We start from the raw sequence: 24,332 nt of genomic DNA on the forward strand, positions 1-24,332 counted from the left end.
AAAAAACAGGTGAGCAATATTTCATTACTAAATTTGTAATTTAGACTTTACAACCAGCATTTTTAGTACCTCATCATGCAATTGTTATCCCATGGAACAGCATAAAAAAAATCCAGAACCAGATCATACAGCAGTTAGAACGGCTTTGTGGAGGGCACTCCACCTTCAAGTGGATTCGGAACCATACTTAATTGAAGATGAAATAGGCTTAAGATTGATCGCCCCTAGCGAACAGTGGCAGCAACGCCCAGATATGCACCCCACGTTTACCAAACGCCTTCGGGCATCTATTTTGGCCCGTGCCCGTTTTATTGATGACCTCCTTATCGAACAAAGTAATCAAGGGGTTCACCAGTATATTATTCTTGGTGCTGGGCTCGACAGTTTTGCCCAACGTAGGCCAGATATAGCTTCCAAAATCGAAATCTATGAAATTGATCAGCCTGATACGCAAATCTGGAAACAAAAAAGGTTAATGGAACTTGGCTTTGGCATTCCAAAATGGCTACATTTTGTTCCTGTCAATTTTGAAACTTCTTCTTGGTGGGAAGAGTTATTAAAAGCAGGGTTTGATTCCCATAAACCTGCACTGATTACCTGCACTGGTGTTACCTTGTATCTTACTAAAGAGGCAATTGAGGCTATGCTCGCTCAAATAACAAAACTGGCACCCGGCTCTAAGCTGGCGATTACCTTTTATTTACCATTGGAATTAATGGATGAAGAAGACAAAGCCTTACAATTGATAGCAGAAAAAGGCGCCAAGGCTGCTGGCACACCATTCATCAGCTTTTTTACTCCAGAAGATTTATTGAAGCTAGCACATGAGACGGGGTTAAAAAATATAGAAACCGTAAGCAGCAGCAACCTTGCCCAATTTTATTTTTCAAACAGGACAGATCACCTGAGCCCTGCCACTGGAGAAGACTTTTTGATAGCTACTATATAAACAATAGGTCATCTTTAGGCCATGGGGTTCACACCCACTCAACAAACAGCTATTTCTTCAGCTTTTCCTGTAAGATTTCCACTTTTGGTTTTCTTTTAAACTTATGGGGTAACAAATTGGGGCTGGCCTTTATATACAGTTAAGTAGCGAAATATCAAATAAAAAAGCTACCCCATCATGAAGAAAAATATACTTATAACACTTCTATTACTGCTTGCCAAGGTAACATTGGCACAACAAGCCTTCACCGTTTCTATAGGTGGTGGTATAAACGATCCTACATCATCGCTAAAAACTAAATCGTATTTAGGCAATGGCTACAACCTTAATGCAGATGTATTTGTTCCGTTTTTGAGCAAAAGCTGGGATAGTTCCGTAAAAGGCAGTGACAAGTTCGCCTTGGGAATAGTAGCCGGTGGTACTTACCATACCGCTAAAAGTCTTCTGCCAAATGTAGAAACCTTACAGGAATCCTATAAATTATACAATGGAACCCTAGACATCACCAGTGTAAAAAAAGGAGCTTCTGTTAATAAAGGTTTTACTGGTTTCGCAGGTTTACAAGCTGACATTAGCTTTGGATCGCTTAGCTTTTCTCCTTCCCTTAGTGGAGGATATTTTAGTTTAGAACAGGATGGTTTTATACAACGCAGCACAGTGATGGTAAATGGTGCTGCTCAGTCTATTGTGCTCTCCGAATCGCCAAAAACAAAAACTACTGGTTTTATCACCAGGCCTCAGCTCAAACTCAGCTATTCCATTACAGGAAATTTTAGTATTTATACTTCGGCTGCAATAAACATAGGTCCAAACATAAAGAGTGCACAAAGTTATCTTGTGCCTTCAGGTGGATTTAATGAGGGAAGAACTTACGAAGCAACCCAACTTGCCTCTGGAAAAATGTTTGAGCAAGCTACCGAAACTCATTACCAGGCTCTAACGGTAAATGCAGGTTTGAGTTGGAATTTTAGTTCCCGTTCAAAACGTTTAAGAGGTAAAGTGACCAAACCCAGTGATGGAGGTATGCTGTATTCAGCAGTTGCCTCAAAACCTAATAGTGGCAATGGTGCGGCAGCTGCCTCTTACGCTGCTACCGGAAAATGGATAGCTCCAGCAGAACCTACCGGAAAAAGCATCAGTGAAAAAGGATTGAGCGGTACCAAATCACATGCCCTCGTTGCGGGTCAACCCATAGGTGGCATTGTGGTGAAGGGCGGCAAAAACCCTGGTGGAAATGCCATGATAATCAACACCACTGATCAAGGGGAGTTGGAACTTAAAGGATTAGAAGCTGGTCGTTATACCTTTACTATTACCGCACCCGATGAGCCCCAAGGTAAAAGCATCAGTCAAAAGGGTGTAAGCAGCACAAAAGAAAGGCCGAAGGCACATGCCCTGGTAGCTGGTAATCCCATAGGTGGAATTATTGTGAAGGGAGGGAAAAATCCGGGCGGAAGCTTAATGGTCATGATGACTGATCCCAATGGTAAATTTTCTTTTAATGTCAGTGAAGCAGGCAATTATAAGTTTATCCTAATTGCACCTTAGTTAAAAGCCATATATTTAGCAAAACCAATAAACCACAAAAAAGTCATCTTAATAAACTTAAGATGACTTTTTATTTTTCTAATTACTTATTGTTACCACAGTCCCCTTTAGCTACCGAGCATTTTTCCTTCTTTAAGCAATTCTTTTTCTATAGCACTGGTCAGCATAGCTAAACTAAGTACTGGTTGTTCTAGTTGATATAGCTGAAGGGCACAGCGCTGTATCACATTTACCATACTACCACCGGCCAACTTATAATGGGTAATTTCCTGTAGCAAATTAACTGTGGACTTGACAAGCCATTCTTTTGGGATCATTTGTTGCCATAGGTGAAGCCGCAATTGTTGATCAGGCATAGGAAAATACAACACAGATTGAAAACGACGAAAAAAGGCTTCGTCTAAATTATCTTTTAGGTTGGTGGCCAATACCACCGTGCCTGGAAAATCTTCAATACGTTGCAACAGATAAGCTACTTCTTGGTTGGCATGCCGATCATTTGAGGAGTTGGTTTCCGAACGTTTCCCAAACAAGGCATCGGCCTCATCAAAAAAGAGGATCCAATTTTGGTGTTCGGCACGGTCGAAGATCTTGGCCAGGTTCTTTTCTGTTTCGCCAATATATTTGGAAACCACCATCGACAGATCGATACGATAAACATCCATACCATGTTTTTTACCCAGTAAGGACGCTGCCAAGGTTTTCCCCGTTCCAGGCGGACCATAAAACAAACAGCGATAGCCTGGCTTAATGTATTTATTCAGCTCCCAACGCAAACGAATAGCCTGTTCATGTTCCAGCCATTTCGAAATGTTTTCCAAGTCTTCCAATAAATGGAATGGAACGACCAGATCGTTCCATTCCAAATGTGTTTCTACCCGTTTGGCCGGAAAGTCACTACTATAATCGGGACGGTAGTCTCCGTTGTGAAGTATTTTAGCCAGAAATTCATCTGACACACACAATTTTCCACTTAAAAATGGTTCTCCCGCTCCTTGGCCTTCTAGACGCAAAATATTTTGTTGATGAAACCAATGTTCTTTGCCGAATAACTCTATCAGCAGTGAACGGCTTTCCTGGTTATCTATAGCGAGTAGAAAAGCAGCTGTTTCGCCTGTGGGCAAAAAACCATTGTGCAAGGTGCCTTTCCAGCCACCAAATTCGGTATAAGGACGGTCCAGCTCTTTGTTGTGGATAAAAAACAGATCCAATGCCTGCGGGTTAACGTGCGGCATGAGCGCTAACAGTAAAACAATTTGCTCTTCCCAAGGTAATTCCCTTCCGATCAGCTCCCTTAATTCATCTCCGCCTAAAGGGATTTTCCGCAGGGAGGTGTATTCACCTTCTTGTCTAAAATAAAGCGATAAAGCAGTGTGGAGAAGGGTTTGAAATTGCGAGGTTGACAGTTTCATTTTATACATGTTTTTCATGAATAAGGTAAAATTCTAAGCTAATAGAAGTTTAATAGCGTATAATTTTTAATGTGTTATTTAAAAATTTAAGGATGAAAGTAGAATTGGATCTATTTATTTTTTGGTATGGCCTGAACCCAAGTTCTAAGAAACTGTCTCTTTTTATCAGTTGCTGGTGGCAATTGATGCGTCAAAAGCATTTCACTCATTCTTCTTGTTAATTTTCGTTGTTGTGGTGCTTTTATGGGATAGGGCTTCGATTCTACACTAGAATCACAGTGGTCTTCACATCCAGCAAGACTTACGCTATCCATGTTAGGTTTTTGATAATGAGCAAATAATTCATTCACAAAATTACTATCCAATCCAGCCTGTAATAGCTCATCTTTATCATAATGTGTGGCCCCCCTAGTTAATTTTACAGTATTTACTACTATAGGATTTTTTAGAACTAGTTCTTGCATTTGAATATATTCTTTTTGACCTTTAACTTGTGATTTCATTGCTTGACTACTGGCATACTTTCCATTTGGACACAAGAAACTTATTTGTTCTTCAGTGAGTTCTATCTCTTTCAAATATTCAATAGGTACCAAGGCACGTGAAACTTTATTTACCAAGGTACAAAAAAGATAAGCGGTTCGAACGCTCTTGTATAAATCTCTTTCGTTTCCATTTCGTATAAATGTATCAAGTTGTATATTCGAAATACCCCTGTGGTCCCTATAAGGGGTAGTATGATGGATCATTTCGTCCACAAAACTTACCCGACCGCGTTCGGGTATTCTTGTTGCTTCTATTTGTCCCGGTATTGGAAGACGTGTTCTTTCACTAGCTAAATCGCTAAAAAATTCAACTGGGAGTTTAGGTTTTATATGACTATCATGCTCCTCGACAACCATTGGATTAAGAATATATTCTGGCCCAACCAGTTCATGATCGGGATTATTGAAGTTTAAATTTACAAATAGCGATCGTCCAATAGTGTCTTTATGAAATCCAACAGCATCTGCTGGACGCTCATAATAAAAATCAACATCCACGATAACCCTCCATTGATCATCAACCAATTCATTACGCTGGATGTAATCTAATTGACCAGATTGTTCAAGCGTATGTCGAATGTTCTCTTTAATAGCATTTTGAAGTCCTTCATTATCCGCAATCAGGCCATAACCCGGAGCTAATCCATTAGGCACGACCAGTATGGGCGCCGTTAAACTCAAGGCTAAATTTCCGTCAGGAAAGCTAACTTCTACGGTACCAAGCCGATAAACATGTTTTCTTTCCCTTTCATCTATCCCTGTTATCTTTTGATCAAGTTCTTTCATTAATTCAGCCTGTAATTGAAAATGCTCTTCAGAAAGCTGTTCTACTTTAGGTCTAGAGAGTTTATTTAAACTAGCCGCGTCAGCAGTTTGACGTATTACTTCCCAATCGTCTTTCGTAATCTCTACCCAAACAAGATCACCAACATATTGCGGTGCACCTGGTATTCCAGAGTATTTTGCAACCCAAGCTTTATTTTTTGGAGAAAGGGAAATCATAAATTGTGTATCAGTATCAATTCTGTAATACTTCACCATCTCTTTAGCCAGGCCAGCAGGAAGTTGATCGGAAGCAATGTGTTCCCTATGAAAACTATTGGAATTTGAGAATCGAACCCTTTGATATGCCTTCGAACTGTTCTTTGGGGTTTTAAATGACGTTGGTTTAGCTTGATTGGCATTCTGGGCCCTCCCTCCCATCATATCTGCCTCTTTCTCTAAGCCTGTGTCATCATTGACCGGAACCGTTCCCTTTAGCTGCATCGTTGGTTTCACACGTCCCTGCTTTTGCTGCACCACATGCCAAGCTTCGTGCGGTAAATGTTTTTCCTGCCCCGAGGCAATGTGAATATCGGTTCCCTGGGCATAGGCATGCGCCTGCAAAGTAGCCGGTTGGGTGGAATTGTAATGTACTTTTACATTGTCCATGCAGTAACCAGAAAGATGTTCAACACCACTTTTCAGGTTATCGGGCAAGCCTGTATTATTTTCTTCTTTTTGTAAAGGTTCTTCCTCCTCAACCCCATTCTGGGCAGTACTAAATTTTCCCTGAAACAGCTCCTCTTCTACTGGTTGACGTTGGGCAGTTTTATCCTTATAGCTTTGTAAAATGGCATTTACCGGAGCCTGTTTGTTTACCTTAGCCTGTATAGATTGAGGCATTTTGGCATGTTTTGTATGTTTTTTCATCCGTATAAATTTTGTTTTTCACGAGTTCCCATTGCTTAAATAGAAAGAAATAGCGATGTGGAGGAAAAGAAAAAATGTGTTTATTTTCGTATACTTTATAAATTGGACATCGATTATTCAAAAGACTTCAATATCTTAATCATCCTACATAGCTTCCCATCTTCGAATTTTTTCAGTAGTAAGGAATTCGCCAAGCTCCTCAAGTGTCAAATCAGAAATAAAGTCATCACTATTCGGATAAGCTTTTTTTAGATCTTTCAGCAATTGGAATAATACAGGTTTATGATGCGTTTCTTCGCTTGGTACCATATCTCCATGTTCCCATTTCGATATACTTCCTTTTAGGACGAATTCGCCAAGATCATAATTATTAAGCATATCCAAATGCATTTGCTGCAAATTTGGATATATTATAAAAGCTGCCCGTAACCATAATACTAATCTTTGGTTTTTACGAAACTCTGGGCTATTTTTATATGCTATTTGTTTTGTATCTATGGCATCTTTAGTATAACTATCAAAAAAATCACTGACTAAAATATAGGGAATACCCAGTGCTTCAAATCTACTTTTTAAGCGCATTAAATGTGCATTTCCCATATTTGCAAAGGCAAATGAGCCTTGCTTTTGTGCTTCCAATATTCTTACGAACATATGTTCGTCTCGGTAATCATCTGCTTTCCATCCTACTCTATCACCTCCCCTAATTTTATCACGATTCTCGGTATTGTCCAACTTTGCATACTCTAGGGAAGCTCGCTGTTTTGCCGCGTCATAGAGAAATTGGCACACGTTTATTTTAATATTAGTTTCTTTTTCTTGTCCTATCCATGCCCTCTTTTTAAAGTAGCCCCAAGACTTTGATACACTATCCGCATTAGGCAATGGCTCAAAATTAAGTTTCGAAATTTCAACAGCAAAAACTTTTTCGAAAAGGTCTTCAATTGCAGCCAACATCTCAGCCTGTGGATCATAACCAATTGAAGGAGCCGATACTGCCCCGGTAGGTTTCCAGTATTCCTCTTCGCCTCCTTCACCATGAACGATTAGACGCTTAGTACCTCCTCTTTCTTCCCTAATACTGGTATCTCCCCTTGGTATTTTAGGTAAGCTTGGTGCAGCTCCTCCTTCAACCGTTGGTACCCGAACGAGAATACGCCACATTTCAAGAGCACGTAATAACTTTGAAGAGTTTTCATCAAGCCCGGTATCGTTATCTTTTTCCAATTCATCTTTTATCATTTCATCTGAATTCCAACCACTTCGTGCTTCATCAAGAATAGGCGCTGTAATATTACTTGCAGCTTTGATTTGACTACCTTTTACAGCCGAATGATGTTCTCCAAATACAAAGAAACGGGTATTTAAATAAGGAATTCTGTACCACAAGGCACGGGGTCTAATCAATCCGAAATTACCCGGAACATTTTTATCTATATGGTCTAAAGCTTCTTCCTTGTTTTCATAATACCTTAAATACTCATCTTCAATTGCATCTTTTAATACAGGAGAAGATTTTTCGTCAGATTCTGGTGTAAAAACTACATTGTTTATCAATACCTTCCTTTGAATAGACTTTACATTATTGATGTCAAGCGTAGAATTCAATGGTTTATTTATATAGTCATCAACCTTCATTTGCAACGCCTTTGTTCCCATTACATCCGCCTCTTTCTCCAAGCCAGCATCATCATTAACCGGAACTGTTGCCTTCATCTGCATGGTCGGTTTTACTCTTCCCTGCTTTTGCTGCACCACATGCCATGCTTCATGTGGTAAGTATTTTTCCTGCCCGGGTGCGATGTGGATATCGGTTCCCTGTGCGTAGGCATGCGCCTGCAAGGTGGCCGGTTGGGCAGAGTTGTAGTGTACTTTTACGTCGTCCATACGGTAACCAGAAAGATGTTCAACACCACTTTTCAGGTTATCGGGTAGCCCTGTATTGTTTTCCATTTTTTGCAAAGGTCCTTCCTCCTCAGCCTGAAGCTGGGCAGTACTAAACTTTCCCTGCAGCAGCTCCTCTTCTTCGGCACTTTTTAGTTGGGCAGTATCCAATTTGCCTTGCAATAATTCCTCCTCTTCAGGGCTTTGCAATTGCATGGTTTCAAATTTACCCTGAATGGGCTCTTCTTCCTCCAGCTCCATTTTCTGAACAGCTTCAAACTTGCCCTGCAACAACTCCTCTTCTTCTGCCGATTGGCGTTGGGCAGTTTTATCTCTATAGCTTTGTAAAATGGCGTTTACCGGAGCCTGTTTGTTTGCCTTAGCCTGTATGGCTTTAGGCATTTCGGCATATTTTGCAGTTGTTTTCATTCTTATCCATTTTTAAGTATTTGCATAATAGCTTCGGTTTTGCCTACCGGCAAAAACCTTAGTGCACAGCACCTTTCCATCCATCAAATTCGGTATAAGGGCGATCCAAGTCTTTATGTGGAGACAGGTAGTTTCATTTTCTAATTGAAGTTTGTATAAATTCATTAACTTGTTAGTATAACTTACCTTCTTTCCCGTAAAACCGTCATTACTCCTGGTTCCGATGCTGTTAATTTGATTAATGGGTAAGCATTTGTCATGGGAGTGGTAAGTGAAAAACCCCCTATTTCTCTCGGAACACCAGTTTTTGGAATAATGATTGCATTAAGGTGTTCATCTGCAAATATTGTTGTATGAGGAAGCTGTGGCCTTAGGGTTTCACGGATCTGATGTGCAATCCTTTCTAGCGCCAAACTCGCTTTTGGAGATAGGGAAGGATGCCTGAGAAGTTCCAATGCTGTTTTGGGCATCATCGATAAGGCAGATTTTGCAGCAGTACCTTTTTTGAATTTTTTTGAGGTAGAAAGGAGTTCTTCGGCCATTTTTATGATATCCTCTGGGACACCACTTACCGTAACATGTTGTGGTGCTTGTTTGAACGGAATGTTATCTGCTTTGAATGTGTTAAAGTATGAGTTAAATTTACCCAATGCTTCATGGGCAGTACCAATTACAGGTACTAATCTACCTTCCGTTGTTGGTGCCACTGTTGGCCAGGTTTCTTTTTTCCTATTTTCCCGTTTCTGAATTTCTACATTAGGGCTTTCTATATTTATTCCTCCATCCATCGCCCTACTTGCAATTTCAAGTGGCAAGGGTTTTTTTAATCCATTTAATAAGCCTTCCCTTTCAGAGAAAACATTGTCGATAGCGAGATTGCCATAAGGTGTGGTAACAAGAGGGGTTCGTTTGAAATAGGTTAGCATTTCAGTCAATTTTATTAATTTTTGTACATCATCACCTGTTGCACCCTTTGCCGTGTATCTAAATCGTTTTTTTAAACTTACCCATACTCTCCCCCCTTCTGTTTCTGTACCCCATTTAGGTCCAGCCTGTTCGCCCATAGTAATCTCCGGCCACGCTTCATAGCTTGGAACTTCACTTTCGCTGGTTGGTTCATGGAAGGGCTTACCCTGAAGTCTCACCAAAACAAACTTGTTCATCTTTTCTCTCATGATGGCATTAGCTGCTAATGAATGCCATGCGTCTTCTACTTCGTGCCATGAGTGGAGTCCAATAGTTCGTACCAGATCATGGTTATTCCAGTCATCTGCTAATATCACTTTTCTCAAGCAACTCGATACAGAACTTGGAACTCCTGCTAACTGCTCCAATATACCCTCCCAATGTGATAATACAGTTAGCAATTTGGATTGTTTGGCTATTCCCTCTTCGTCAGTTTCATGTAATTCGGTTACTTGATCCAAATAATAGTGTACCATTGTTAAATATTCCCCTGCCTTTTCTACCGTATCCTCATCAACTTCATCAAATACCATCTTCATGTCGTCTATTACTGTGCGGAAATCTTCATATATTTCCAACAACCTTACCGAAGCAAGTTGAACTACTTTTCGTTGCACACGATTGGCGGATGGATGAAAAGTTTTTGAAGTAATCAGATGTCGAGTAGTGGTATTACTTAGTTGTGCGGCCTTGGCCCCCATTACATCCGCCTCTTTCTCCAAGCCAGCATCATCATTAACCGGAACTGTTGCCTTCATCTGCATGGTCGGTTTTACTCTTCCCTGCTTTTGCTGCACCACATGCCATGCTTCATGCGGTAAGTGTTTTTCCTGCCCGGGTGCGATGTGGATATCGGTTCCCTGTGCGTAGGCATGCGCCTGCAAGGTGGCCGGTTGGGCAGAGTTGTAGTGTACTTTTACGTCGTCCATACGGTAACCAGAAAGATGTTCAACACCACTTTTCAGGTTATTGGGTAGCCCTGTATTGTTTTCCATTTTTTGCAAAGGTCCTTCCTCCTCAGCCTGAAGCTGGGCAGTACTAAACTTTCCCTGCAGCAGCTCCTCTTCTTCGGCACTTTTTAGTTGGGCAGTATCCAATTTGCCTTGCAACAATTCCTCCTCTTCAGGGCTTTGCAATTGCATGGTTTCAAATTTACCCTGAATGGGCTCTTCTTCCTCCAGCTCCATTTTCTGAACAGCTTCAAACTTGCCCTGCAACAACTCCTCTTCTTCTGCCGATTGGCGTTGGGCAGTTTTATCTTTATAGCTTTGTAAAATGGTGTTTACCGGAGCCTGTTTGTTTGCCTTAGCCTGTATGGCTTGAGGTATTTCGGTATTTTTTGCAATGGTTTTCATTCTTATCCGTTTTTAATGATCTGCTGAATAGCAGTTACATGAAGCTTGGCGATCCGTTCTTTACCTTCTTGAGACAATATAAATTCACAGTCTTTCCAAGTGTCCATAAATAAGTTTTCGGTAAGTACAGATGGACATTTTGCCTGTCTTAGGATCTGGAAGTTCTCTGATTTCACCCCTCTATTTTTAAATTCGGGCAATGCTTTACTGGCCACTTGGGCAAATATCTGGGCATAAGCTTTAGATACTTCGGAAGAGGGGTAATGAAAAACTTCCCATCCAGTTCCACCACCGGCATTGGCATGCACCGAAACCAGTATACATTTTATTCCCTTGCTGTAATAGACGTTAGCGCGGTTTGCCCTTTCCGCCAAAGAAACATCTGTAGTTTCCGGTACAATAACTTGATGCTCTATATCCAACTGCTGAAGTTCCGCAGCAATAAGCGCTACCATTTCCCGGTTAAATTTCCATTCTAGCAGCTGCTTGCCATTTGGCCATACTGGCGAGCGTTTGCCCGGTGTTTCGGCTCCGTGTCCATTGTCTAGTAGTATTTTCATGAGCGTATTATTTTTTAATAGTGAACAAGTATGTTTTACGGCTTGGGGTCATGCAGCCCTTTCATCTCCATTTTACCTGGATGGCTTTTTCCATCCAGCTGAATTTTATGGTTCTAAAGCTCCAGGGAAGGCTATCCAATAACATATCGAAAGCTTTTGCTTCTACAGTAAGCTCAAACTCTTCTTCTTTTTCTTCGAGTTTTCCTTCTCGCTGCAGAAATCCTTCGCGCAGGCCCTCCACTGTTTTTACCTTGCCCCAATGCTGCATGGCTCCGTTAAGCATCTGATCGACGGTTTCTTTCTCCTGATCCGTAAGCAAATACTTACGGGGCACGGGCACAACCGTATGAAAACTTGTAAGTAACTTGTTAAGCTGTAATTCATGCTCTGAAAATTCGCTTGTTCCAAACACGGCATACTGCATCAGGTATAGGGCCTTTATATAGGCATTTTTATCTTTTATCTTCCCATTTTCTGTTAGGTTTAAGAGCTGAAAAAGCCTGGGCAGAAATGGCGCAAGCAATACTAAACCCGCATTATTGACAAAAGATAGCACAGGGGGTGCGGCTTCAATATCATCTTCTGGTTCGGCCAAAGGTTGATTGGCTTCTTTAAGCAATTTTTCTTTTAACGCTATAGTGTCTTTCAGAAACGGATTCAGGGCTGCCATATGCTGTAATTGTTGACTGAATTGTTCTTGTTGTTCTTCACTCTTTAAGTGATCGGATAAGAGGGTTATAACCTTGATCAACACCTCTACCCTGCTCCATTTGTTATAGTTCGCTGCCAAACGCAGTAATAGAGCGAGTATTTGCCTATGATTGACCCGAATATTATTATGCAGTAGCATAAAGTTACACAAGGCGGAATATACTTGCAGCACAGGCTCCAAATAAGCTACAAACTCCGTATTTTGGGCCAGTGCAATCCTCATTTTTTTTAGTCCAGGTTCGCTGCCCAGATAACGTTCCAACAAGTTGTAACTCTTGTCTTCTCGTTTCTTGGTTTCTAATTCTGCTGACTGATGTATAGTCTTTTCCGGCAATGGTACGCCTGTATATTCCTGATAAAGGTCGGCTATTATTTTTATCAATTGGTATGGTAAACCGAACCCCTTGTTTTGGGTTTCCCGATAAAAGTAGATCAGCAATTCCTTGATGCTAAGATTATAATGTGACCCTATTTTTTTAAAGGTACGCTCTACAATGTGTTTTTTATTGAATGACTGATTTTGGCTTTCGTAGAGTACATCATGTAAAAAGCGCCATTTAAGGTGCTGATACCTACCCGAAGTTTTACCTTGTAATATGCCTTTTTGCTGCTGCTGTTTGATGGTAGCTACATAGGCCAATAGGAATCGACTTTCTTTACCGTAAAGCATTTTTACCAATTGTTCATGCTGATGTTCTTTCAGCTGAACAAGCAATCTGTTCCTAATGGTTTCGTCTTTAAGTAGCTGTTTCCACTTCGGGGCGATATCTATTTCGAGATTATGAGTACCAGATAGCGCTTTAGTTATTTGCTGAATATCCCAAACTGTATCTTGTTGATGGTGGGCTGTCTTAAGGTTAAAACGAGCATATAATTCTTCCAATATAGCACACAGCTCTTTGCTTATCGACAGGTTTTCTACTTGAAGATTAAGGTATTGCAATATGTCTACCATACGGAGGTTATAATGGCCAGCCACTTTCTGCAACACCTGTTGTACAAAATGATGACGGTTAAAACCTAGCCCATTATCTGCCAACAGAATAGGAAACATAATCTGCCATTTAAGCAGGTGGAAACCTGTTCCCGTCTTGCCCTGCAGCAATCCCCTATCTTTTTGACGGTCCAGCTCTTGTGCATAAGTAGCTACAAAAGTATATTGTTGGGGAATAAGCAATTGCACCAACTTTAGAATCTGTTTTTCTTTCAACGTTTGCAACAGCAGATAATTAGTACTTTCATTTCTAAGCAGGTTTGAAACCTTTCTTTTCCAATCCAGGCCAAGGGTACCCTTTTCCTCATCCCTGGTGTTTATACCCCTTAGTAAGTGGTGTAATTGTAGCCAGTTATTGTTCCATTGATGATCTGTTTTATGTTCAGCTTTAAGTGCATTTAACAGCTGAAATAATTCTAGTGAATAATCATTGTCTTTATGTTGGCTATAAAGCAAGAGGTTCAGTAAATTTAAATAAGTAGTGAGGTAGCGATGTGCCAGTTGGCGTATAGTGTGCTCCAAAAATACCTTGCGATTAAAGAATGAACTCCGATTGGTCAGCAGCCAAGCATATACTACCTGCCATACGGCTTCTTTATAGGGCGACTGGCCTATTTTGGGAGAGTTTAACTTTTTATACCTGGATTGTACAAAACGAACATACGACAAAATAAAGACTCCTTCTGTCGGCGCAATTACCCTTATGCCTATGGTAAGGGTCTCTTCTTCCAACTGTAACACTAATCGTTGCTGTAGACTGGTATAATGACCATAGCGCTGCAGGAAATGTCTCAAACCCCTGCTGTCTGTTTTGGCTACTTCTGTAAAGAGGCTATCTATGTTCTTATAGTCAGAAGAGGTATTCCAAGGTAATGAGCCATGCAGCAGAAACTGAAACAGTAGGGCGGACAGATTCTGCTTAAGAGATACTTTACGAAGGCCTACAGGTGAATTTTCGTACAGTAATTTTAATAAGGCATCTTCTAACTGTTGTTCATATAATGCGATAAAGCGCTGTTCAAAATCTTTCTCTTCGATATCTCCCAGATCAAGCTCAAGGGCATCAAGTGCAAGCACATGGTCAACATCGTCTAATTTACTAAATATGCGCTCGGTAGATTGCTCGAGCTGGGTTAACCAGAAATTATCCCAACGTGCATACATTGCACTAAAAAACGCTTGCGAAGTTCCGGCAAACTGAAAGGCTATTTTTTGTACGCTGTTCATTTAGTCCATTTCAAAGTGTTTTTGCGTATTGGGTGTTTCTGCTCAAAAAACGACGGATAGCACTACCGGCAGGCATGCTGTTGCTCGGCTCATTTTGGGCCAAAGCCTTGCGCCAGTTAAAGTAAAGATGTTCTAAATGATTAAACTGTTCTCTTGGTACATAGTATAGCTGTACATGGATATGGGCCGGCAATCTTTCTGCCAATAGTTCTTCTATATGCTGCTTGTCTTTCTTACTTTTCGCCTCACCAATGGCCACTACGGCCAATTTCCCCTTATCGTGTAGGCAACAGGGCTCCAACAACAGCTGCTCTATAAAATAGAAGCTATTGTTTTCCTCTTTATGCTTAATCTTTTTCATAAATTCCCAAAAGAGATTGGCAATTTCGGTCAGGGCCTCCATACTTTTAAAGAAAAGCCCCATATTAATCCATTCATTTCTTTCGGGATGTTTGAATACCAAGAGATATTCATTTTCTGGCAAGATCAATATCTTATAATATTCACTGTTATCTGCATATTTCAGGAAGCTCTCAAAAAGTACGTTATACCATAAAAGATTAATATTTTTTCTGAGCAGATGAAAGGTACCTTCACCATAATCTACCTTTTTGTGGGCTATATCCCGAAGTAGGGTTTGATCATTGATTTCGAGTCCGAAAGCAAAATTCTTAAGAAAGGTATATTTATCAAAAAACTCCTCATCGCTTATAATACGCAATCCGTACTTATTAAAGGTATCCGTTGCCGAGCTTCTGTATTTATGATCGGTAAGTAAATCTATCATCAACTGTATAGTAGGCACACTATTGCTGTCGTTGACATTGAACGACTTAAACCTAATGGCATTGAGTTGTGGCAGTTGGCGTATGAGTTTTGCCCTTTTCTCATTCCGTTCGTTATCGTTTTTAGCATATATATCGGTATCTTCTCCATAAATGATATCAAGGAGATCGAGGTAGTTTGATTTTTGTTCATTGTAATAGACATCCCTATTCAGGTTTATTTTACTTTCCCGCTCCTTATCCACTATTTCCTCCCATCCGGAAATGGCTATTTCCGGCACGCTACTTTTTGGGATTTTACCTGAAAAATCGAGCAGATCTTTTACCACACTGGCCTGTTGTATGGTATCGGCCAAAACAAGATCAATAATCAGTAGATAGGCCTTTAATTGCATGATCTTGGATTTATCTTCTATGCTCATGCCCAATGGTGCGCCTCTTTGTCCTATACCATAGTTTTCCGGAAAATCATATTGTATGGATTCATAAACTTTCGAGAACATACCTATATTCGTTTCTACTTCTACAGGTGATTTTTTGTACTGAGGATATTCGTAGGGCTGTGTTCCATGAAAAACATCTTGTACATAGTGCAATGGATCCTTGTTTCTATCAAAATCGAAACTTACTTCTCCAATATTTTCGCAAAGATTACGGTGTTGATGATAGGTTTTCTTTATTTTTTCTTCCCATTTTGTCTGCTCGGCTGAACTTAAAGCTTGCCCTTCATCAAACTGAATAAAAACATCATAGCGTACTGTGTGCTTATTGTATTTCACCCTACATGCTTTTATTTCCCCATGTCTACTTTTAAAAAGTTCCTCGTAATCTGTTTCGGTTACAATACCCTGTACAAATACTTCTTCTGCCGATAGTAATCCTGCATGATCTAATTGAACCGCCTTACTCTGATGAGATTGAAGATAGCTTATGGCCGGAAGGCTTAGGCGATAATGGAGCTCTAAGAGTGCGTAGTTAAAGTAATCGGCAATGGTAATACCGGGATCATGGGCGTTATAGTCTGTCCATTTCTTTCCGCATAGCTGTTCTATACGTTCAAGTGTTGTATCTTGCAGTTGCTTGTAATAGTTATCTTCCTTGTCTCTTTTGGTGATAAACATAGGCTTAGGTATTGGCTACATGGTTCCAAATATGATTGATACTGTATTGGACAATTCCACTACTGTTGCGATATCTGCTACGCAGACACAGCATACATTTGGTTTTACTTCCGCGATCGTCCCTCACTTTCATCCATTTTAACTGTAGTTTATTTTGCCAAAAAAAAGAGCGGGGACACATTCTTCTTATCTTTCTTTTTTTGCCTCCACAATGACTGGCCCAAGCCAAGATTGTACCATACCTATTGTTGTTACCCATATAGGATGCCCTTATCTCATACATGTTTATCCCACTTCGTGCTTCGCTTATACCATACCATTTACCATCAGTAGGACATGTTCCCGAGATGCCTTGTCTGGTGTGACCTACAAGACTAATTTCTGAGGCATTAAATTCAATTTTATTATTTTTCCTTATGGCCAGAAACCCTTCATTTTGACTGTCTTTTTCAGCACTTCGTATATAGAGATCTCCATTTTTTTCTACATCAATGTTCCATCCAGCTTCATTTGCTTTACGTTCTGTAAAAATTGATATTACCGTACGCTGGTCGTCTTGGGCAGCCACTTTCAGCATTTTTTCTTCATTTTTCGAAAAATCATCATCATATATGTTTACCGTCGAGTCGATCAAGTCTGCAAACGCTTTCTCCGAAGGCTGTTGCCCTGATCTGAAATAGTTTTTCAATGTTTCCCGATTTAATTTTGCCATAGCTGAAGCTTTATTTAATGATAAATGTATTTCCCAGCTTCATTTCTTCAATTCCGAAAGTTGCTGAAAAGGGTTGGTTAGGTTGTTCTATATGTAGAATATGTTCTTTTGAAGGTATGAATATGGTATGCGGCTGGGCAGGTGCTATGGTTACCTCTTCTGTAATGCGACGCTCTTCTTCATAATCAATTACCCTATAGCTGTTGGGATGCTTACCGAAACAAATGGCCTGAAAGTTTTTGATGGTAATTTCTGTTCCGAATTCTTCGCTTATTTGCTGGTACATGTTAGTGATGGAAACCACGTATCCAAACTGGGGCAGTACTTGCTGATCTTGCCAAGGAGCGATGCAGTTATTTACCAGATCCAAAATTTTTTTTCTTCTTTTTTTTGAAAAATAGCTTTCCTTGAATTCCAAATTCATCCTTATCATCACTTCCTCATAATTGGGATTGGTTATTTTTATGTGATCTGCATAGCTAGAGTTGATCCGTTGGAGAAAACGTTCCATCTTGACCATGGCATAATTAGCCACCAATGGTTTTTCCGAGTAACTGGCCGGTAGTACGGCAATGGTCACCATATTTTTTTTATTGATGATCTCGTTGTAGCATTTGGCCTTACCAATATCTGCAAACACTTGGAGTATGATCCGTTCATAATCACGGGGCGTAACGGCCTTGCCCAAATGCGTAATATGCTCTGAGATACGAATGAGCATATCATTGTCGGTTTCTTTTGTCCGTCCTTCGAAAAAAGGGCTTAGTGGACGCCAAGCAATTATGCCCGGTATATTTTTTTCTGGTTCTAGCTCAGCTTTTACTTTTGTAAAAGAGGTGTTTGGTGCCATAACTGTCGTATCCAGTTGTAACAGTACGGGGTTTAGGGAGATAGATTTCAAAAGAAACAGGTTTGTTTGTTGCGAACTGATCCCAGCCCTTATCCACAAGTGTCCGTGGTGATCATAAAGAGAGGCATCAATCTTTTCGGGGAGGAAAAACTGTATGCGTCCCGTTAATGAAAGGTGCATGGTTTCATCTATCTGTACAAAATAATCTTGGGAAACAGCTTTCCATTTACGCATATGGCCAATGTACCACTGAATAATGGGCTGGTCATTTTTTGCGGTTTCTTCTTGGGAAGGTTCAAATTCGAAAAATACATTCAATAAATGGCCTGGTGCTGCATTTTGAAGACCAATCAAAACATTAACCTCATCTAATGGGGCCGCAAAAGTGATGGGGTTATCTATATGTAGTGGAAAATTGGTAAGATCATCAAGAGGTAAAATATAATCTACCGCACTTTCTTCATTGATATGAAAGGGGTCGATGATATCTTCGGCCACATAACTGAGTGTTATCCGGTCAATAAGGGGGCTTATGGGTGGGTTTAATTCAGGATATTTCTGATCTTTCCGTGCGCTTTTCATCATTAATTCTGTAAAGCGTTTATGGTAAACACTTTCACCAAAGCCCATTTCTGGCGATTGTAGTACCAACTCTATAAATCCAGATCTGGCTAACTGGTTATATTCATATTCCTCCTCACTTATTTTTATAGGAGGCATTTTTGTCACATCGATATTGGCCAAGCAAGTTTTGCGGTAAAGCTTCGCATTGTTTACAGGGCTTTGATTTATACTACTGTTGTGGGTAGCAAAAAGATATTGGTCGGCATTTTCCTTACTTGCTTTCCAATCAAAATCGGCAAGGTAATAGGTGCGAAGTTTAAAACTGGTATTATCTATGTTCTGGCCATATGGTGCGTAATAGCCTAAAAGTCCTGTTTCATTATCTGGAAGCTGTATCCATCGCATATCTACCGATACGGTTTTGGTATTTTTTATGGCCATTTCATAATTGCCCAGGGCAAACCAGCTTCCTTTCTTATTGCTTATTCCAAAAGGAGCAAATGGTTTTGAACTATCTACTTTTCCCAGTTCATTATATACCTGCACATTACTGCTATTGCTCACTTCGGTCCTTATCAAAATCTTGTTAATCTTAAGGTCTTTGATCCAAGAGTATGGGTACATCCAAGCTTCGAAATTAAGATGCAGGTTTAACTTGGGATATTTCGAAGTAAACTTGTGTTTTTCTAGGGTACACCGTTCCGTTGGCGGAAATTTTTCATCCAATGTAAAAGATAACTTAAGTCCTTTACCTATTTTATCTCTGGTTACGGTATATCTATAGATATTTTTCCAGCCTTCTGTAGTACTGATGGTCAAGAAAAATATATTATCAAAAATCTTTTCGGAAATTGCCCCCTCATATTCCAAACTTTTCAGGTTTGGTTTTCTTCTTTTCAGTTCCCTGAGCTCGTAAATCTTTTGTACCATATCTGTCATCCATTCCTCTTCACTAAAAATGGTAATGGTTACCATACGCAGACCATCCTTTAACAGCAAGGAAGGTGAGGTGATCTTAATACCCAATGTTTTAAGCACATTGGACATATTACTTACCGGGTTTTGTTCTGTGCGCAGCGGTGTTACCCTAACAGCGGTGGCTAACTGTAGATATTTTTCTGGAACTTTCCGATGATCCTTTTCCAAGTTGATCACATAAGCACCTATAAGGCTAGCATTGGTCAATGAAATATCATTCAAAGAAGTATAATATAGTGGTTCATCCTGCTCGTTACGGGTTATAAAGCGGGTTCCCTCTTTAACGGTAACGATTTCATTAGGATCTTTTTGCAGGCCTAGCCATACCTTATTCCCTTTAACTGGCAATGGTTCTACCGCTAAAATATATTTTAGATACCATTCTGGATATTCTTTCCAACGTTGACTAAATTGTTGGGTGGTTTTATTCAGGTTCTCCAGAAAAATAAGCAGTATGGCCATAGCAGGCTCAAAGTGTCCACTCGCGTTATTTTTATCTGCTTCCTCAACTAATAAATCTGGATTTTTAAATGCTTTTAATAACCGATCAAAATGGCCATCGGGCTGGTGCTTAAGATTATAATAGCGTAAAAAGCCAGAAAATTGGTAAGCCTGTGCCATCAGGGCATTCAGATTGGTATCTAATACGGCTAATTTTCTTTCTTTCTGTACACGCAATAGGCGTTTTACATGATCTAAACCATCCTGTTGTTTCATATCTTCTCAATTGATCATCTTGCTGAAACTATTTTTAAATCGGTTCCCTCTTTAAAGTAGAAAGGATAAACCATGTTGCTTCTGCTGTTGGTTTCCTTGATATGGTAATAGAGTTGTATCTCTAGCCTACCTTCCAGTCTATCTATATTTTTTATTTCTATTTTCTCCAATAAAATTCGTGGTTCTCCCATAACAATGGCCTGTTCTATGCTGTCGATAATGAGTGTAGTTTGGGAGGTGTTCATTTCTAAGAATACCCAATGTTCGGTATTACAACCGTAGTCGAACCTAAATATTCGTTCTCCAGGCATTGTAGACAATAATATTTTAAGGCTTTGTACAATATCTACTTCTGTTTCTACCAACACAGCCCCATAGTAATCATCATTGGACATGTCTCCATCACTTAAAGTAAAATGAGGTGGAAATGCCCATCCCCTTCCCAAATAAGGTTTGTCTTGTATCTTTTCCATTTTAACCTCCTATAATAACGTTAACACATCCCAATACTATGGTTCCGCCATGGGCACAGGTGTCGGCCATTCTTGCGGCAGGCTTGCCACCTATCAATACGGTTACCGATCCCTTTACAATACTATCTGGTGGCCCCACACAGGTACACATATCTCCCATTACGGCAGCGGGCATTTTCCCAATGAGCACCGTGGGTACGCCAGGACCAATGATGGCTCCACCTACGTGAGGTATGGGAGGTAGTCCGGGGGTGACCATAGGACATACATGCATGTCGCTTATTCTTGCTGCTGGTGGCATATTCTTTGGTTTAAGTAAATTAATTGATCATCACCATGGCCCCTTTTATCACTGCCTGTCCGCCTGCCGAGAGTTCTGCTTGTGCACCACCCTTGGCCGTAAAGGCCATGTCTGCCTTGGCTTCTATGTTCGCACTTTTCATATTGATGGCCGATTTTCCCTTCATTTCTATACTTGTTCCGGCATTGATCTCTATTCCTGTTTTTGCCTTTAACAACAAACTACCTTCAGATTCGATCTTGATGCCACTGGCACTCATTTCAATCTTGTTTTTATTTTGGTCGGATATGGTAATGCTTTTTCCCTCATCACTAATCTCGATGGTATTCTTACCAGGGGTCTGTATGGTAATGATCTTCTTCTCTTCTTCAAACTCCAACTTTAACTTTGATCTGGTAATAATGCTGCGAATATTATTTTTTGCCTCGATTTTGTTTGCAGGTGGCTGCTTACTGCTATATAAGCTCCCCAAAATAACAGCATGACAGGGATCGTTATTAAAAAATCCTACTACTACTTCATCGCCCACATCGGGAATAAAGAACCCTCCATATTGATTGCTGGCCCAAAGCGTAGCCAATCTTGCCCACACCTTATTGGTTTCTCCATTGAGGATAGGAAGCATGATCTGTATCTTATTTTCCTTATCTGGGTCACCTTCTATGGCCACTACTTTACCAATGTGCATCCCTTGTATGCCGGGTAACAAGCCCGCAGCCAGTGGAGCAACTACATCTGTATTTTCGGTAATGTTACTGGGCGATACCCCCAGCCCAGCCGTAGTCACCCAGCTGCCTTCTTTAATTTCATGTTCTACCATGCCGATGTAGGCATTGCCATTGAAACGTTTGCTCAATCCGGCCAGTTCTATCACATTACCCAATGCAATGTCAGCATTTCCCTGAAATTTAACCTCTCCCCTTATACGTGCCAATCCTGTTTTTTGCATTTGTGCATCGGCCCAGCTTTTTAAGATCGTTTCGTCTGAAATGGCAGTTGTTTGTAAAACCGCCTTTCTTTTGCCTACCGTTCCAGCCAGTTCTTTTGGCGATTGGCTGCCCTGCTTATTGAGCGCTGTACTACTTCCACTGGCCTTTATCAATTTCTGCTTGGTACTGTCCCAGGCTACAGCTTCTGCCGCTATCAACTGCTCTTCCGTTTCCAGATCGCCTTTAAAAGCCAACATGTCTTTGCCATAGGTAACTGTTAATACAGCGCTGGCATTATACTTAGGCATGTCAATACTTATTTTTTTACCTTCTGTAATGACAAACAGTCCATTCATGTCGGCCCGGGATAAAATGAAATCCCAATCGGAGCAATAATATTGTACCAGCTCATTATAGGTAGCGTTGGTATCTTTAACTGTAGGTTCTAGTTTCGAATATTCGCCCAAAATAGTCTTTATGGCATCACTGTCTTTCTTTTTCTCGAAAATCCTATTTTTTCTGGACAAGGTGGTTGGGTAGGCAAAATCCCTACATTCAATAATGAGCAGATCTTCCGATTCTGCAATTTCTACTCCATGAGAAGTAATAATTCCTTCAAAAATCACATTCTGACTGCCTTTGTAGCCTGCTTCTATGCGAATATGCTTTCCTGGGGCAAAAGTTTCATCTTCGCTTTCCAGAATTTCCTGCTTGGGCATATTTCCTGCTTCCAACACCAATTGGGCCTTACCTATCCGGTTGATCTCCTTACGTACCCAAAGCGATATTACGCCAAAATGATCTTTAATTTTGGCATTCTCGCTATAAATGCTGCAGGTAATCAGCCCTTCGCTATGCTGTTCCGGAGAGTTGCTCATTTTGGGAGAAGTTAATTAATGGAGGAAACATGATCTTCGTTCCCGGTGGTATATTTCTAAAAGTTTGCAAATTGTTCAATCTGGCCAGTTCTACACAATAGGAAGCATCGTTATAAATCTCCCGGCAGAAAGCGGCCAACTTATCTCCGGCCTTAAAGGTGATGGTACGTGATACATCTGGCGAATTTTTCACCGTTACATCTTTATCAAAATGTCCTATAAATGCTACCGATACCTTTACTCTCAATGGAACACCATTGGGCAAAAAAAGGGTATAGTCATAACTCAGGCTTTTTATCCTGCCATGAAAAATAAGACTGCCCCACACAATTTTGGCATAACCGGGCTCGTGGCTTTCCGCATTGGTTTTATAAAGTGCATTTTCAAGTTCATCGATAAGTGCTTTAATATTTTTTTTCTTCCCTGGTATTACGCCCGTATCGTCCAAAAAAAGGTCGAAAGATAAATTTGCAGCATCATGATGCCTATAGCGGGCTGCTTTTTTTTCCTTGCCCAAGGTATTATCAGGCTTATAGGTAATCTGCTTGCCAACCTTTACTTGTGCTGGATTGATCTGTGCGGCAAATTGCCTGCTTAAATCGGTTGTAGTATAACTTGAATTCACATAACCAATAATCTGTAGTTTCTGCAGTTCCATTATCTCTTGGCTTTTCTTAACGTTGTTTTCTTTAACACCGCTTTTATTTCTTCCATGATTTCGGCCTTTAGCTGTTGAATATCTTTTTCGTTTAGCAAGCTATTATTGGATCTAGCTTCGATAGTAGCCTTTACCGAAATTTCTTTGATTACAATGGCCATTGTTTTATAGTCTTCTTAATTGTGAATAGGCAAATTCCATGGTCTCGATCAAGATCACATTCTTTTCAGAATCTAGCGTTTCTACCTGCCATTTTATGGGATAGGCATTTTCGCACGACCAATTATAAATGGCTGTACCCTGATCGTTAAGCAACTGAATTGTAATGGTTTTCGTACTTATCAATAAAACAAAATCGCCTTCCAATATTCGTTGTATCCACTTTACTCCTGTACTGCTAAGGGGAACCAAAGCACGCTTGAGCACCAGATTGGCATGTTTTATCTGTTTAGGAAGAAGGTGCGTGAAATTATTCACGCCCCCTTCACTAATACTTTCTGTTTCCACCTGTGCCGACAGGCCGGATACTTCTTTAAAGGCAAATTCTTCATTACCTATCTTTACACTAAAATAAAATGATACGGGCAATTCCCATGCAGTAGTATTTGCCATTCAATAAGATTTATCCATTAGCTATTGTTAACCCTTCATGGGCTACTTCGATAGATTCAACAGCAATTTCATTACCGTCAGATTTCATATCGGTGCCCGTGATCTTGGTTGGCCATGCATTTATAAGCGTCCAAATCATTGTAGGACTCCCTGCTTCATCGAGCAGGTTAATAACAATAGTTTGCCTTTCAATGGTATTCATCTTAATTTTATTAAACCAGTCCCAAAAACCATTATCCTTAACAAAAATTCCTTTTTTTAAGGTTACGTTACCTGTTTTCTTAATACCAGGCATCTTGATTGTTGAAAACTCTTTACTGTTACCGTGACGGTATTCTATAATCTGTGCTTCAATGTCAAGCCCCGAAACTTCTTGAAAAGGAATTTCTTTATCGCCTATTTTTACCTGAAAGTAAAACTTTGGCAATGGCCATACATTATCTTGTTTATCTCCTGCCATAATTGTATTTTTTTAATGTTAT

General features: G+C 40.2%; 18 protein-coding genes. 2 read left to right on the forward strand and 16 right to left on the reverse strand.

The features are described 5' to 3' along the window. The first annotated feature begins 91 nt into the window (after nucleotides 1–91). Together JHD79_RS10410 and JHD79_RS10415 are read left to right on the forward strand one after the other, a co-directional pair. Nucleotides 92–949: a class I SAM-dependent methyltransferase gene (locus JHD79_RS10410; protein ID WP_199119168.1), complete on the forward strand. Its 858-nt coding sequence runs from the start codon at nucleotides 92–94 to the stop codon at nucleotides 947–949. 177 nt (nucleotides 950–1,126) lie between these two features. Continuing rightward, on the forward strand, nucleotides 1,127–2,497 hold the full coding sequence (locus tag JHD79_RS10415; protein WP_199119169.1) for a hypothetical protein: 1,371 nt from the start codon (nucleotides 1,127–1,129) through the stop codon (nucleotides 2,495–2,497). A gap of 107 nt (nucleotides 2,498–2,604) precedes the next feature. Here JHD79_RS10415 and JHD79_RS10420 read toward each other — a convergent pair whose 3' ends face one another. The 16 genes from JHD79_RS10420 to JHD79_RS10495 all read right to left on the reverse strand — a co-directional run bounded on the left by JHD79_RS10420 (nucleotide 2,605) and on the right by JHD79_RS10495 (nucleotide 24,310). After that, nucleotides 2,605–3,909, reverse strand: a complete 1,305-nt coding sequence (locus tag JHD79_RS10420; RefSeq protein WP_199119170.1) for an ATP-binding protein — start codon at nucleotides 3,907–3,909, stop codon at nucleotides 2,605–2,607. A 110-nt stretch (nucleotides 3,910–4,019) separates the two neighbouring features. Beyond that, entirely contained in the window at nucleotides 4,020–6,146 is a 2,127-nt protein-coding gene (locus JHD79_RS10425) for a DUF4157 domain-containing protein (RefSeq protein WP_199119171.1), read from the reverse strand. A 144-nt stretch (nucleotides 6,147–6,290) separates the two neighbouring features. Further along, a complete protein-coding gene (locus tag JHD79_RS10430; RefSeq protein ID WP_199119172.1) occupies nucleotides 6,291–8,459 on the reverse strand; it encodes a DUF4157 domain-containing protein in 2,169 nt (722 codons plus the stop codon). 182 nt (nucleotides 8,460–8,641) lie between these two features. After that, on the reverse strand, nucleotides 8,642–10,780 hold the full coding sequence (locus JHD79_RS10435) for a DUF4157 domain-containing protein (RefSeq protein ID WP_199119173.1): 2,139 nt from the start codon (nucleotides 10,778–10,780) through the stop codon (nucleotides 8,642–8,644). 2 nt (nucleotides 10,781–10,782) lie between these two features. Then, nucleotides 10,783–11,340, reverse strand: a complete 558-nt coding sequence (locus JHD79_RS10440; protein ID WP_199119174.1) for an N-acetylmuramoyl-L-alanine amidase — start codon at nucleotides 11,338–11,340, stop codon at nucleotides 10,783–10,785. A 61-nt stretch (nucleotides 11,341–11,401) separates the two neighbouring features. Further along, nucleotides 11,402–14,272 (reverse strand): contractile injection system tape measure protein, encoded by a 2,871-nt coding sequence (locus JHD79_RS10445; RefSeq protein ID WP_199119175.1) that lies wholly within the window; start codon nucleotides 14,270–14,272, stop codon nucleotides 11,402–11,404. 10 nt (nucleotides 14,273–14,282) lie between these two features. Continuing rightward, entirely contained in the window at nucleotides 14,283–16,178 is a 1,896-nt protein-coding gene (locus JHD79_RS10450) for a hypothetical protein (RefSeq protein ID WP_199119176.1), read from the reverse strand. A 4-nt stretch (nucleotides 16,179–16,182) separates the two neighbouring features. Continuing rightward, on the reverse strand, nucleotides 16,183–16,890 hold the full coding sequence (locus tag JHD79_RS10455) for a hypothetical protein (protein ID WP_199119177.1): 708 nt from the start codon (nucleotides 16,888–16,890) through the stop codon (nucleotides 16,183–16,185). Between the two features lie 10 nt (nucleotides 16,891–16,900). Continuing rightward, a complete protein-coding gene (locus JHD79_RS10460; RefSeq protein ID WP_199119178.1) occupies nucleotides 16,901–19,999 on the reverse strand; it encodes a hypothetical protein in 3,099 nt (1,032 codons plus the stop codon). Nucleotides 20,000–20,013: 14 nt separating this feature from the next. Continuing rightward, the gene (locus JHD79_RS10465) at nucleotides 20,014–20,472 is read right to left on the reverse strand and encodes a GPW/gp25 family protein (protein WP_199119179.1); all 459 of its coding nucleotides are present in this window, start codon (nucleotides 20,470–20,472) and stop codon (nucleotides 20,014–20,016) included. 1 nt (nucleotide 20,473) lies between these two features. After that, nucleotides 20,474–20,773, reverse strand: a complete 300-nt coding sequence (locus JHD79_RS10470) for a PAAR domain-containing protein (RefSeq protein WP_199119180.1) — start codon at nucleotides 20,771–20,773, stop codon at nucleotides 20,474–20,476. A gap of 19 nt (nucleotides 20,774–20,792) precedes the next feature. Then, the gene (vgrG, locus tag JHD79_RS10475) at nucleotides 20,793–22,580 is read right to left on the reverse strand and encodes a type VI secretion system tip protein VgrG (RefSeq protein ID WP_199119181.1); all 1,788 of its coding nucleotides are present in this window, start codon (nucleotides 22,578–22,580) and stop codon (nucleotides 20,793–20,795) included. Further along, on the reverse strand, nucleotides 22,555–23,238 hold the full coding sequence (locus JHD79_RS10480) for a hypothetical protein (protein WP_199119182.1): 684 nt from the start codon (nucleotides 23,236–23,238) through the stop codon (nucleotides 22,555–22,557). The genes vgrG and JHD79_RS10480 overlap by 26 nt, the downstream gene beginning before the upstream one ends. Continuing rightward, nucleotides 23,238–23,399 carry a hypothetical protein gene (locus JHD79_RS10485; protein ID WP_199119183.1) on the reverse strand — a complete coding sequence of 54 codons (162 nt, stop codon included), beginning with the start codon at nucleotides 23,397–23,399 and terminating at the stop codon, nucleotides 23,238–23,240. The genes JHD79_RS10480 and JHD79_RS10485 overlap by 1 nt, the downstream gene beginning before the upstream one ends. A gap of 4 nt (nucleotides 23,400–23,403) precedes the next feature. Beyond that, nucleotides 23,404–23,850, reverse strand: coding sequence for a phage tail protein (locus tag JHD79_RS10490; RefSeq protein WP_199119184.1), 447 nt, complete (start codon nucleotides 23,848–23,850; stop codon nucleotides 23,404–23,406). 10 nt (nucleotides 23,851–23,860) lie between these two features. Beyond that, nucleotides 23,861–24,310 (reverse strand): phage tail protein, encoded by a 450-nt coding sequence (locus JHD79_RS10495; RefSeq protein ID WP_199119185.1) that lies wholly within the window; start codon nucleotides 24,308–24,310, stop codon nucleotides 23,861–23,863. Between the last annotated feature and the right edge of the window lie 22 nt (nucleotides 24,311–24,332).

The organism is Pedobacter sp. ASV28 (genome assembly GCF_016428855.1).
Taxonomy (GTDB): Bacteria; Bacteroidota; Bacteroidia; order Sphingobacteriales; family Sphingobacteriaceae; genus Pedobacter.